Source organism: Micromonospora sp. DT233, from assembly GCF_049841815.1.
Taxonomy (GTDB): domain Bacteria; phylum Actinomycetota; class Actinomycetes; order Mycobacteriales; family Micromonosporaceae; genus Micromonospora.
In genome coordinates this window covers 192479-205652 of record NZ_JBNCLB010000001.1, presented here as the reverse complement: position 1 = coordinate 205652, position 13174 = coordinate 192479, and the positions used below count along the sequence as shown (strand labels likewise).

9 protein-coding genes are annotated in these 13174 nt (G+C 74.2%); 7 read left to right on the top strand and 2 right to left on the bottom strand.

What is annotated here, in order from left to right; all coding sequences use genetic code 11:
* The first annotated feature begins 54 nt into the window (after positions 1–54).
* Positions 55–3444, top strand: a complete 3390-nt coding sequence (locus ACLQ2V_RS00965; protein WP_425716413.1) for a S8 family serine peptidase — start codon at positions 55–57, stop codon at positions 3442–3444.
* A gap of 68 nt (positions 3445–3512) precedes the next feature.
* Here the strand turns inward: ACLQ2V_RS00965 and dapD are convergent, their stop codons facing one another.
* Positions 3513–4472, bottom strand: a complete 960-nt coding sequence (gene dapD / locus ACLQ2V_RS00960) for a 2,3,4,5-tetrahydropyridine-2,6-dicarboxylate N-succinyltransferase (protein WP_425716412.1) — start codon at positions 4470–4472, stop codon at positions 3513–3515.
* Between the two features lie 24 nt (positions 4473–4496).
* Here dapD and dapE point away from each other — a divergent pair, with 24 nt between their 5' ends.
* Complete coding sequence (dapE, locus tag ACLQ2V_RS00955; protein ID WP_425716411.1) at positions 4497–5570, top strand: succinyl-diaminopimelate desuccinylase; 1074 nt, start codon at positions 4497–4499, stop codon at positions 5568–5570.
* Positions 5571–5732: 162 nt separating this feature from the next.
* On the opposite strand, the gene ACLQ2V_RS00950 is transcribed toward dapE, so the two are convergent.
* Positions 5733–5900, bottom strand: coding sequence for a hypothetical protein (locus ACLQ2V_RS00950; RefSeq protein WP_425716410.1), 168 nt, complete (start codon positions 5898–5900; stop codon positions 5733–5735).
* Between the two features lie 160 nt (positions 5901–6060).
* Between ACLQ2V_RS00950 and ACLQ2V_RS00945 the strand changes: the two genes are divergently transcribed.
* From ACLQ2V_RS00945 to ACLQ2V_RS00925, 5 genes are all read left to right on the top strand, one after another.
* Complete coding sequence (locus tag ACLQ2V_RS00945; RefSeq protein WP_425716409.1) at positions 6061–6948, top strand: TIGR00730 family Rossman fold protein; 888 nt, start codon at positions 6061–6063, stop codon at positions 6946–6948.
* Positions 6949–6952: 4 nt separating this feature from the next.
* The gene (locus ACLQ2V_RS00940) at positions 6953–7498 is read left to right on the top strand and encodes a TIGR00730 family Rossman fold protein (RefSeq protein ID WP_425716408.1); all 546 of its coding nucleotides are present in this window, start codon (positions 6953–6955) and stop codon (positions 7496–7498) included.
* Positions 7499–8096: 598 nt separating this feature from the next.
* Positions 8097–8231: a hypothetical protein gene (locus ACLQ2V_RS00935; protein WP_425716407.1), complete on the top strand. Its 135-nt coding sequence runs from the start codon at positions 8097–8099 to the stop codon at positions 8229–8231.
* Between the two features lie 809 nt (positions 8232–9040).
* Complete coding sequence (locus tag ACLQ2V_RS00930) at positions 9041–9241, top strand: hypothetical protein (RefSeq protein WP_425716406.1); 201 nt, start codon at positions 9041–9043, stop codon at positions 9239–9241.
* Positions 9242–9362: 121 nt separating this feature from the next.
* Positions 9363–13130, top strand: a complete 3768-nt coding sequence (locus tag ACLQ2V_RS00925) for a PD-(D/E)XK nuclease family protein (RefSeq protein ID WP_425716405.1) — start codon at positions 9363–9365, stop codon at positions 13128–13130.
* Positions 13131–13174: the final 44 nt, after the last annotated feature.

Genomic DNA, 13174 nt, shown 5'->3' with positions numbered 1-13174 from the left:
CTTCTCTGTGTCCGCGCGACCCCAACAGTGAAGACGACGCACGAGGAGGATCCGTTGCAACGAAGAGGAAGAAAACCGGTCGGCCTGGCGCTGGCCCTCGGTCTGGTGCTCGCGGCACCGCTGACCACTCCCGCCGGTGCCGCCCCCGCCGCCGGCCCGACCGCGTTGACCGCCACGTCGGTCGACGGGGCGCAACCCGCCGGCACCCCACCGGCCGGTTCCACGGCTGGCCGCCCGGTGACCGTCACCCTGGTCACCGGCGACCGGGTCACCGTCGCCGCCGGCGGCGCGGTCTCCGTCCGGCCCGCCACCGGCCGCGACGACCTGCGCTTTCTGATCCAACGCAACCGGGGCCGGGTGAGCGTGCTGCCCCAGGACGCGCTTCCGCTGCTGCGCTCCGGCAAGGTCGACCGGCGGCTCTTCGACGTCACCGGGCTGATCGAGGCCGGCTACGACGACGCCCACCGCGACACCCTGCCGCTGCTGGTGTCGTACCGCGCGGGCGAGGCCCGCCGGGCCGTCGCCGCCATCTCCGGCACCCGGGTGACCCGCGACCTGCCCGCCATCGGCGGCGCGGCGCTGAGCGCCGAGAAGACCCGCACCGGCGCGGTCTGGGCGGCGATGACCACCGGCCGGGCCGCGGCCCGCGTCGACACGGCGGGGGGTGTCGACCGGCTCTGGCTGGACGGCCGGCGTCAGGTCACCCTGGACCACAGCGTGCCGCAGATCGGCGCGCCGGTCGCCTGGCAGGCGGGCCTCACCGGCCGGGGGATCACCGTCGCGGTGCTGGACACCGGCGTCGACCCCGACCATGCCGACTTCGCCGGCCGGCTCGCCGAGTCGCGCAACTTCAGCGAGGCGCCCGAGCCCGGCGACGTGATCGGCCACGGCACCCACGTGGCCTCGATCATCGCCGGTAGCGGCGCCGCCTCCGGCGGGAAGTACCGGGGGGTCGCGCCGGACGCGACGCTGCTCTCCGGCAAGGTCTGCGAGAGCTTCGGCTGCTCGGACTCGGCCATCCTCGCCGGCATGCAGTGGGCGGCGGCGGAGAAGCACGCCACCGTCGTCAACATGAGCCTCAGCGGCATGGACACCCCCGAGGTGGACCCGCTGGAGCAGGCGGTGCAGACGCTGACCGCGCAGACCGGCACCCTCTTCGTCCTCGCCGCCGGCAACGACGGCTCCGACGGCTCGGTCGGCTCCCCGGCCAGCGCGGACGCCGCCCTGGCCGTCGGCGCGGTCGACCGGGACGACGAGCTGGCCGAATTCTCCAGCCGCGGCCCCCGCGTCGGCGACGACGCCCTCAAGCCGGACCTCACCGCCCCCGGGGTGGAGATCGTCGCGGCCCGCGCCGCCGGCAGCGACATCGGCGAGCCGGTCGGCGAGAAGTACATGTCGCTCTCCGGCACCTCGATGGCCACCCCGCACGTCGCCGGGTCGGTGGCGCTGCTGGCCCAGCGGCACCCCGACTGGCGGGCCGGCGCGCTCAAGTCGACCCTGATGGCCGCGGCGAAGCCGCACCCCGAGCAGACCGCGTACCAGCAGGGCGCGGGGCGGGTCGACGTGGCCCGCGCCATCGACCAGCGGCTCACCAGCGAACCGGTGAGCGTGTCGTTCGGCCGGGCGCAGTGGCCGCACGGCGACGACCCGGTCGTCGAGCGGACGGTGGCCTGGCACAACTCCGGCACCGCCCCGCTCACCCTCGACCTCACCGTCGAGGCCACCGGCCCCGACGGCGACCCCGCCCCGGCCGGCGTGTTCCGCCTCGGCGCGTCCCGGGTCACCGTGCCGGCCGGCGGCCGGGCGCAGACCACCGTCACCGCCGACACCCGGGTCGCCGGCCCCGACGGCTACTACACCGGGCGGGTCGTCGCCCGCTCCGGCGCGACGACGGCGGTCACCCCGATCGCGGTGAACCGCGAGGTGGAGAGCTACGAGGTCACCATCAGCCACGTCGGCCACGACGGCCGGCCCACCGCCGACTACTCCAGCTCCCTGGTCAACCTGGGCGCCTTCGGCTACGCGGACGTCTACGACGCCGACGGCACGGCCACCGTGCGCCTGCCGAAGGGCCGCTACGGGCTGCTCAGCTACCTCTTCGCCACCGACGACGCCGGCGAACCCGCCGGGGCCGCCACGCTCGCCCGGCCCGAAGTGGTCGTCGACCGGCCACTGCGGCTCACCGTCGACGCCCGCGCCACGAAGCCGGTGCTGAACACCGTGCCGCAGCGCGGCGCGGTCCCGCACCTGATCGACGTCAGCTCGACCTTCTTCGCCGCCGACGAGAGCACCTACTCCTTCGGCCTCTGGTCCGCCAGCTTCGAGGGGCTGACCAGTGGGCACCTCGGTGCGGCGAGCACCGCCGAACGCTTCGTCGCCACCATCGGCAGCCAGTGGGCCGAGGAGGACACCGCCGACAGCCGCTACCTGTACGCGCTGCTGGAGGCGTTCCCCGGCCGGATGCCGACGGGCTTCGTCAAGCACTACCGCAGCGGGGACCTGGCCACCGTCACGCACACCTTCCGCGACGCGTACCCGGGGTTGGAGGCCGAGCGGATCGTCTTGGGCACGCCGGAGTACAACACCGGTGGTTCCGCGCTGGTCCTGCCCACCCCCACGCCCGGCCGCCGGGTCGAGCACTACAGCACCAACCGGGTGCGGTGGGAGACCGAACTGGACTTCGGCACCCGCGAACCGGAGGGCTGGCTGGAGACCCAGGCGATGCTGCTCAGCCGGCCCACCGCGTACCGGGCCGGGCGGACGTCCCACGAGACCTGGGGCGCCGCCCCGTACGGGCCGTCGTTCCCGAAGCGGTACTGGGAGGGCGAGGGGATCACCCGCACGGGCGACATCATCGTGGCCGACCTGCCCGTGCACAGCGACGCGGCCGGGCACCCCGGCGGGTCGCTCAACGCCGCCGAGTGGACCCGGCTGTACCGCGACGGCAAGCTGGTCGGGGAGAGCGAGTACGCCGGTTACGGTGAGTTCAAGGTGCCGGCGGGCGCGGCGGACTACCGGGTGGAGATCCTGGCCAAGCGCGACTTCACGGCGCTGAGCACCGAGGTCACCGGCGCCTGGACGTTCCGCTCGAAGCACGTCCCCGGCACCCGCTTCGCGGCGCTGCCGGCCATGGCGGTGCGCTTCGCCCCGGCGCTGCGGGTCGACAACAGCGCCCCGGCCGGCCGGTCCTTCACCGTGCCGGTGCGGGTCGAGCGGCAGGACGGTGCCCCGTCGGCGAAGGTCGTCAAGCTGACCGTCGACGCCTCCTACGACGGCGGGAAGACCTGGCGCAAGGCCGAGCTGCGCCGCCACCAGGGCGGCGGCTGGGTGGCCACGCTGAAGCACCCGGCCGGCCCGGGGCACGTCTCCCTGCGGGCCACCGCGCGCGACAGCGTCGGCAGCACGGTGACCACCCGGATCATCCAGGCGTACGCGCTGCGGTGATGCGGCGTCCGGGCCCGGCGGCCACGTTCGGCGCCGGGCCCGGACGCAGCGGGGTCGGTGGCGGCGGGTCAGTCGTTGGCGTGCAGGGCGGCGTTCAGCTCGATGCCCCGGCCGGTGCGGGGGCGGGCCTCCAGCGCGCCGGTGACCGAGTTGCGCCAGAAGAGCAGGCCGTCGACGCCGGAGAGCTCGCGGGCCTTGACCACCCGGCCGTCCGGCAGGGTGATCTTCGAGGCGGCGGTGAGGTAGCAGCCCGCCTCCACCACGCAGTCGTCGCCCAGGGAGATGCCGACGCCGGCGTTCGCGCCGACCAGGCTCCGCTGGCCGATGCGCACCCGCTCGGTGCCGCCGCCGGAGAGGGTGCCCATGATCGACGCGCCGCCGCCGATGTCGGAGCCGTCGCCGACCACCACGCCCTGCACGATCCGCCCCTCGACCATCGAGGTGCCCAGCGTGCCGGCGTTGAAGTTGACGAAGCCCTCGTGCATGACCGTGGTGCCGGCGGCCAGGTGCGCGCCGAGCCGGACCCGGTCCGCGTCGGCGATCCGCACCCCGGAGGGGACGACGTAGTCGGTCATCCGGGGGAACTTGTCCACCCCGTAGACGGCCAGGTGCCGCCCCGCCGCCCGCTCGATCACCCGCAACTCGTCGACCCGCTCCGGCGGGCACGGCCCGGCCGAGGTCCAGGCCACGTTCGCCAGCTTGCCGAAGATGCCGTCGAGGTTGAGCTCGTTGGGGCGGACCAGCCGGTGCGAGAGCAGATGCAACCTCAGGTACGCGTCGGCGGCGTCCGCGATCGGGTCGTCCAGCGCGCCGATCACGGTGACCACCTGGGCCGTACGCAGACCGGGCAGCGCCCGCTCGCCGACCGCCCCGGGCGGCAGGTCCAGCACGTCCGCCTCGTCCTCGCCCGGGACCAGAGGCAGCTTGCCGAGGCCCAGCTTCCCCGTCGGGTACCAGGTGTCGAGGACCTGCTCGTCGGCGGTGATGGTGGCGAGGCCGATGCCCCACGCAGGCTGTGCAGTCGTCACGTCTGTGACGGTACCGTGCCAATCATGGAGAACCCGCTGACCCCCGAGGTCCTCGCCGATCCGGTGGAGCTGACCCGCGTCCTGGTCGACATCGAGTCCGTCTCCCGCAACGAGAAGGCGATCGCCGACTGCGTCGAGCAGGTGCTGCGTGGCGTGCCGCACCTGACCACGTACCGGCACGGCAACACGGTGATGGCGCGGACCGACCTGGGGCGGGCCTCCCGCGTGGTGCTCGCCGGGCACCTCGACACGGTGCCGCTGAACAACAACTTCCCGTCGACCACGCGCGGGGACCTGATGTACGGCTGCGGCACCTCCGACATGAAGTCCGGGGTGGCGCACGCGCTGCACCTGGCGGTCACCCTCCCCGAGCCGAAGTACGACGTGACGTACTTCTTCTACGAGGCCGAGGAGATCGAGTCGAAGTACAACGGCCTCACCCTGGTCGCCGAGGCGCACCCGGAATGGCTCACGGCGGACTTCGCGCTGCTGCTGGAGCCGACCCACGGCATCGTCGAGGCCGGCTGCCAGGGCACCATGCGCTCCGTGGTCACCACCACCGGCGTACGGGCCCACTCGGCGCGCTCCTGGCACGGGGTCAACGCCATCCACGCCGCCGCCGAGGTGCTCAACCGCCTCGGCGGGTACGAGGCCCGCCGGGTCACCATCGACGGCTGCGACTACCGCGAGGGGATGAACGCCGTCCGGATCACCGGCGGGGTCGCCGGCAACGTGGTCCCCGACCACTGCGAGGTCGAGGTGAACTACCGGTTCGCGCCGGACCGGACGCCGGCCGAGGCCGAGGCGCACCTGCGCGAGGTCTTCGCGGGCTTCGAGGTGCGGGTGACCGACGCGGCCCCCGGCGCGGCCCCCGGGCTGGACGCGCCCCCGGCGAAGGAGTTCCTGGCGGCCGTCGACGCGCCGCCGATCGGCAAGCTGGGCTGGACGGACGTGGCCCGGTTCGCCGCGATGGGCATCCCCGCGCTGAACTTCGGCCCCGGCGACCCCAACCTGGCCCACCACCCGAACGAACACGTCGAGATCAGCAAGATCCGCGCCGGCGCAGAAACCCTCCACCGCTGGCTGACCCTGCCCTAACCCCACCCCACCCCCCCACCCCACCACCCCACCCCACCCCCGGCCCGGTGATCAAGAGGTTTGCGTCAACCGGCGTCGGTTTCTTGACGCAAACCTCTTGATCAACTTCCTGGGCCGGGCCGGGCCGGGCCGGGCCGGGGGGTGGGGTGGGTGGGTGGGTGGTCAGGCGGTTGGGGTCAGGGACGGGTCGGGACGGGCGTCGGTCGGGTCGTCGGTGAGGTCGGCGACGGTGGCTTCGAACTGCCGGGCGCGGCGGCGCTCGGCCACCACGTCCCGGATCCGTCGCTGCATCTGTCGACGGATCCGGATCATCTCGGTGCTGCTGATCACGCTGTCTCCTCCCCCGAAGGCGCGTGCCGGGGCATACCCCGTATGCGAATACTAAGACGCGGGTGCGACCGAATTAGTTGCCTCGTTCGCGAGGAACTTCCCGCCCGCCCCCGGCCGGGGTCCGCAGCAGGTGGGGGGACCCTCCACTACGGTTGCTCCCATGAGTGACAGCAACGGACGCAGCCCGGGTCGCGAGCCGGGGCGGGAACGGCACCGGGGCGCGGTCACGCTTCGTCGCAGCGCCATCCCCACCAGCACCGCCGACCAGCGGCTGCTGGACTCGCGGGGGCGCGACGACTGGAAGACCCGCGACGCGTGGCGGGCGCTGCGCATCCTGTCGGAGTTCGTGGAGGGCTTCGACACCCTGGCTGACCTGCCGCCGGCCGTCAGCGTCTTCGGCTCCGCCCGCAGCGCGCCGGAGAGCCCCGAGTGCCGGCTGGCCGAGGAGCTGGGCGCCGCCCTGGCCGCCGCCGGGTACGCGGTGATCACCGGCGGCGGGCCGGGCGTGATGCAGGCCGCCAACCGGGGCGCCAGCGAGGCCGGCGGGCTCTCCGTCGGGCTCGGCATCGAGCTGCCGTTCGAGCAGGGCCTCAACGAGTGGGTCGACCTGGCCATCGACTTCCGGTACTTCTTCGCCCGCAAGACCATGTTCGTCAAGTACGCCCAGGCGTTCGTGGTGCTCCCCGGCGGTTTCGGCACCATGGACGAGCTCTTCGAGGCGCTGACCCTGGTGCAGACCGGCAAGGTCACCCGGTTCCCGGTGGTGCTGATGGGCACGGCGTACTGGCGGGGCCTGCTCGACTGGCTGCGCGACACGATGGCGGCCGACGGCAAGATCGGGCCGGTCGACCTGGAGCTGATCTGCCTCACCGACGACGTGGACGCCGCGGTGCAACACATCGTTGCGGCCGCGGACGCGCTCTCCGTCGAGCAGGAGGCGGTCCGCCAGGAGGCCGCCGCGCGGGCCGGGGCGGAGCAGTCGGCCGCCGCCGAGCAGGGGGCGGCCACAGCCGGGCAGTCGGCTGGCGAGCCGGACGGGGAGGGCTGAGTCGGTGGCGGCGATCTGCGTGTTCTGCGCGTCCTCCCGTACCCTCGACCAGCGCTGGTTGGATCTTGCCACCGAGACGGGCGCGGAGCTCGCCCGGCGCGGGCACACCCTGGTCAGCGGCGGTGGCTGCGTCGGGATGATGGGCGCGCTGGCCGACGGCGCCCGCTCCGCCGGCGGCGCCACCCTGGGGGTGATTCCGCAGAGCCTGATGGACCTGGAGGTGGCCGACCTCGCCTCGGACGAGCTGCTGGTCACCGGCAGCATGGCCGAGCGCAAGACCCTGATGCTCGACCGCTCGGACGCGTTCCTCACCCTGCCCGGCGGGCTGGGCACCCTGGACGAGTTGTTCGAGGTCTGGACCACCGCCACCCTCGCCCTGCACGCCAAGCCGATGGTGCTGGTCGACGCGGACGGCTTCTACCGCCCGCTGCTCGACTGGCTGGGCGGCCTCGCCGACCGCAACTTCCTCAAGCCGGCGGGCCTGGGCCTGCTCACGGTCGCCGACTCGGTCCCCGCCGCCCTGGACGCCCTCGAACCCCACCTGCGCTGACCCGCCGCCCGCTACCATGGCGCCTGATTTGGCCACTTCAGGCGCGCACTCTCCTGATGGCCGTTTCTCTGGGCTCCGGCATTTGCTCCACGGTAATTCGAACATGTCGGCAAGCCCGCCGTTAAGCAGCAGCGCAGCGGGTGCGGTAGGGGACTTCGCTGCCGGCGCTATTGACGGCGTCAACGATGACTTACGGGAGACGGGGACCTGTAAGCACGTGAGGCATCCGCGCAACGCTGGCCGACGGCAGGGGCATCCGGCGTCGGTCGGCGTTGCCTCGTCAACGATGCTTGTGGAGGGTGTGATGGTGCTACTTAAAGAGTTGGCTCCCAAGGAACGCTATCTTTGGGCTGCAACCTTGGCTTCAGGCTTCTTTGCTCTGTGGGTTGCCCTACCGCTCGTAACCGAGGATCTCGGCGGAAACGAGCGAATGATCCGAGCCTTGGTCCTTGTCGCGTCCCTTGCGGTATGCGTGTGGACGGCCGTACTGCTGCGACGGCACCAACGACGCTGACTTGCCGCCTTTTCAGGGGTCTGGCCGGCGTCGGCGTAGGACCCGAGCCCGCCGCGTCGAGAAGCGCGGCTTGCTGGAGTCGGCATGGCGTGCACCGCGCCGGGTCCTGCGGCGGTCAACCCGATGACCTGCGGCGCGGCGAAGCAGATGACCGGCGCCAACACCGGCACCTACGCTGGCAGCCTGCACATCGAGGATGTGAAGGGCAGGATTTCATGACCCGGGCAAGTTACGCAGCTTTCGCTGCCGCAATGCTGGTTGCTGGGCTCGTGATTGGCGGGCTGATCCTTCATGCCGGGTGGGTTGTGACAGTGGGTAGCGGCATCCTGATGGCTGTCCTCGCTACAGGCGTTATGTATCTAGTACGCCGATGAGCAGGAAGGTCAAGATGCCAGCTTGATGGCGCGCCGACTGTGGATCCGCTATCAGTGCGGTCAGCTCCAGCGCTGTAATGAGTACTAGGTTTAATCGCATCGGGGGTCTCCGTCAGACGGCGGAAACCCCGATGCGCACTGGCGCGATGCACAGACTTGCAGCTGACGGCTCTGCCGGCCCGGCCTTGGAAGGTCAGGCCGCCGCTGGTGCTCCTCGCCCTGACGTCGGCAGTACGGCGGTTGGCGCGCTGGGCTGCCTCCCGGTGGTGCCTGTCGGCACGCAGTGCCGGTGGTGCCTGCCTGTTAATCAAGCGATGAGATTGGAATGAGCCGCCTTGAGTGACTCGCCAAGAGCTTTCTTGTGGAGCCTGTTCGCGCGATGATGTTGACATTCGTGGCCATGCTGGGGAGCGGATTCGATCGGCCGCTGGAGGTGGCCGTCGGATCTGGTGCAGCAGCGATGGCGGCGTTGACCGTCGGCTTCCTCTGGGCCGGGAGGCGAGCCAACCGTAAGAGGTAAGGAGAGGCAGGCGCTGCCACTGGCCGTCGGTTCGGCGACCAGTGGGCTGGTTGTCCTCGGATGGACAATCGCCGGGCAGGGATGGAGGGTGGGGTGCGCGACCACTGATGGGGATGAGGGCCGAGGTGATCCACTTGCGTCGTTACCTGTGGCTGCTGACTGTGCTGGTGGCCCTGCTGCTGATCTACGTATTCGTCTTCTCCCGGCCGTTCTGGACGGGGTTTTTCGGGGTGCTCGGAACGGGTATCGGCATGCTGATCGCGGATCGGCTCGGGTGGACGGCGAAGAAGCCGGGGGAGACGGCGAAGAAGCCGACAGACCAGCCTGACCGATAGCGCCGTGGCCCCGCCGCGAGCGGCGGGCTGACGCGAGGCGTCCCGGCGGGGTGGTCGACCCGTGGACCCGTCAGGCCACGGTGCGGCGGTGGGTGTCGTAGGGGCGTGGTGGGATGGGGGGATGCAGGCGTACCGGCTGGTGCGTCGGCCCGCCGAGGCGGCCCCGGAGGGTCGTGGGCCCGGCGGGGCGGCGCGGGGGGACGGTCGGCCCGAGGGGGCGACCACGCGGGAGCGTCGGGCCGCAGGGCCGGGCGCCGATGGCGCGCACGCCGAGGCGCCGCCCGCCGGTGGCCCGCCGCACGCCGTCCCGACCCGCCCGGCGCAGCCCGCCGGCCCGCAGCCCGCCGGCCCGCAGCCCGCCGGCCCGCAGCCCGCCGGCCCGCAGCCCGCCGGCCCGCAGCCCGCCGGCTCCCAGGCAGGCGGCGAGCCCGAGGGGGAGGGTGGCCGGGCCGAGTGGCGTGACGACCCGACCCAGGCCGAGATCGTGGCGCGCACCGACGGGCCGATGCTCGTCCTCGGCGGCCCCGGCACCGGCAAGACCAGCACCCTGGTCGAGGCGGTCGCCGCCCGGGTCGCCGAGGGGGTCGACCCCGAGCGGGTCCTGGTGCTCACCTTCGGCCGCCGGCAGGCCACCGACCTGCGCCGCCGCATCGAGGCCCGGATCGCCGCCGACGGCCACCGCGTGCTGCGCGAGCCGCTGGTGCGCACCTTCCCGGCGTACGCGTACGGGCTGCTGCGCCGGGCCGCCGCCGAGCGGGGCGAGCCGTCGCCCCGGCTGCTCACCGGCCCGGAACAGGATCTGATCATCCGCGAGCTGCTGGCCGTGGTCGGCGACGAGCCCGACGACGACCCGGTCGGCTGGCCGGAGGACCTGCGCCCCGCCCTGCGTACCCGGGCGTTCGCGGCCCAGCTCCGCGACCTGCTGATGCGGGCCGCCGAGCGCGGGGTGGGCCCGGCGGAGCTGGCCCGGCTGGGGGAGAAGCTGGGCCGCGCGGACTGGCCGGCCGCCGCCCGCTTCCTGCGGGAATACGTCGCCGTGCTCGCCCTGCGCGACGTCGGCAACCGGGGCTCGATCGCGTACGACCCGGCGGAGCTGGTCCGGGCCGCCACCGGGCTGCTGCTCGACGACCCGGAGCTGCTGGAGGCCGAGCGCCGCCGCCTCACCCACGTGTACGTCGACGAGTTGGCCGACACCGACCCGGCCCAGCTCGACCTGCTCGCCGTGGTGGCCGGCGGCGGCAAGTCCCTGGTGGCCTTCGCCGACCCGGACTCCGCCACGTACGGCTTCCGGGGCACCGACCCGGCCGGGGTGACCGCCTTCCCGCACCGGTTCCGCACCGCCTCCGGCGCGCCGGCCGCCCAGCTCGTGCTGACCACCTCGTACCGGGCGGGGCCGGGGCTGATCGCCGCCACCCGGCGGCTCGCCGGCCGGCTGCGCGGCCCGAACGCCCACCGGCGGCTGCGCCCGCTGCCCGACGCGCCGTCCGGCTCGGCGCAGGTCTGCACGTTCCGTTCGGCCACCAGCGAGGCGGCCTGGCTGGCCCAGGCGCTGCGCGCGGCGCACCTGCTCGACGGCGTGCCCTGGTCGCGGATGGCGGTGCTGGTCCGCTCCGCCGTCCGGCAACTGCCGGTGCTGCGCCGGGCGCTGCACACCGCCGGGGTGCCGACCGTGGTGCACGGCGAGGACCTGCCGCTGCACCTGCAACCGGCGGTCGCCCCGCTGCTGCTCCTGCTGCGCTGCGCGCTGGAGCCGGAGCGGCTGGACGAGGAGGCGGCGGTGGCGCTGCTGCACTCGCCGCTGGGCGGGGCCGACCCGCTGGCCGAGCGGCGGCTGCGCCAGGGGCTGCGCGCCCTCGCCCTGGCCGTCGGTGACCGCCGCCCCTCCGGCGAGCTGATCATCGACGCGCTGCGCGACCCGGAGGAGTTGGCGGCCGTCGACCGGCACTGGGCGGAGCCGGCGCAGGCGGTGGCCGGCCTGCTGGCCGTGGCCCGGGAGACGGCCGAGCGGCCCGGGGCGACCGTCGAGGACGTGCTCTGGGCGGTCTGGGACGCCAGCGGCCTGGCCGAGCGCTGGGCCGGGGCGATCACCCGGGGGCGGGCGGCGACCGCCGAGCCGGAGATCGCCCGGCGCTGGCGGGCCGAGGCCGCCGACCGGGACCTGGACGCGGTGCTGGTGCTCTTCGACGCGGCGGCCCGCTTCGCCGACCGCCTGCCCGGCGCCCGCACGGAGGTCTTCCTCGACCACGTCCTCGCCCAGGACCTGCCGGCCGACACCCTGGCCGCGACGGCCGACCGGGGTGAGGCGGTCCGGCTGCTCACCGCGCACGCCGCGAAGGGGCTGGAATGGGACCTGGTGGCGGTCGCCGGGGTGCAGGAGGGCGTCTGGCCGGACCTGCGGCTGCGCGGCAGCCTGCTCGGCTCGGAGCGGCTGGTCGACGTGCTCGCCGGCCGGGGCTCCGGCGACGGCGGGCGGGCCGTCCTGATCGGGCAGACCTCCGCCCTGCTCGACGAGGAGCGCCGGCTCTTCCACGTGGCGGTGACCCGGGCCCGGCACCGGCTGCTGGTCAGCGCGGTCGCCTCGGCGGCGGTCGGCGGCGACGACCACGAGGAGCAGCCCAGCCGCTTCCTGCACGAACTCGACCCGACCGACCGGGCCGCCCCCGAGGACGGCGGCCCGCAGCCGGGTGGGCCGACCGAGCCGACCGCCCCCGAGGACGACGACCCGCAGCCGGGTGGGCCGGGCGGTGGCCAACCGCCTGTGCAGCCGGGCGGCGGCTCGGTGCCGAGCCCGGCCGGCGGGGAGCAGGCGGCCGGGAAGGAGCCGGCGGGGGAGCAGGAGTCGGCCGGGGAGGAAGGGGCCGGGCCGGTGGTGTTGCCGGTGGTCGGGCCGCCCCGGGCACTGACCCTGCCGGCGTTGGTCGCGGAGCTGCGTACCGCCGTGGCCGACCCGGCGGCGGCGCAGCACCGGCGGCGCGCGGCGGCGGCCGAGCTGGCCCGGCTGGCCGCCGCCGGGGTGCCCGGCGCGCACCCGGACGACTGGTGGGGGCTGCGCGGCCTCTCCGACGACCGGCCGCTGGTCGACGAGGGCGACCCGGTGCGGGTCACCCCGTCGGGGATGGAGAGCGCGCTGCGGTGCAGCCTGCGCTGGCTGCTGGAACGGCACGGCGGCAGCGGCCCGGCCAGCGCCGCGCAGGGGGTGGGGAACCTGGTGCACGCCGCCGCGATGCTCGCCGAGGACGCCAGCGCCGACCGCACCGCCCTGCTGGAGTACGTGGCCGCCCGCTTCGACGCCATCGAGCTGGCCGCCCGCTGGATGGTCGGCCCGGAGCGGGAACGCGCCGAGGCCATGGTCGACAAGCTGCTGCGCTGGCTGGCCGGCAACCCGCGCCGGCTGCTGGCCATCGAGCACGAGTTCGCGGTCCGGCTCGACGACCCGCAGCGGCCGGTCGAGCTGACCGGCCGGGTGGACCGGCTGGAGGTCGACGCCGAGGGGCGGCTCGTGGTGATCGACCTGAAGACCGGCCGGTCCACCGTGGTCACCGAGCCCGAGATCGGCGAGCACCCGCAGCTGGGGGCGTACCAGGCGGCGGTGGAGGCGGGGGCGTTCGCCGAGTTCGGCGACGAGTCCGGGGGCGCGGCCCTGGTGCAGCTCGGCACGGCGGCGAAGGACGCCAAGGAGCAGAGCCAGCCGGCGGCGGGGCAGGGGCCGGAGGCCGGCTGGGCGACCGCGCTGGTGCGGCGCACCGCCGATACGATGGCCGCCGCCACCTTCGCCGCGGTGGCCAACTCGAAGTGCCGGGTCTGCCCGGTGCGCACCAGTTGCCCGGTCTCCGGGCAGGGGCGTCAGGTCGTCGAGCCGCCGGCCACCCGCCGCCCGGACCACCCGTGAGGCGATCCTGAGCAGTCGTGAACGAAGAGCCGTGAACGAAGAGG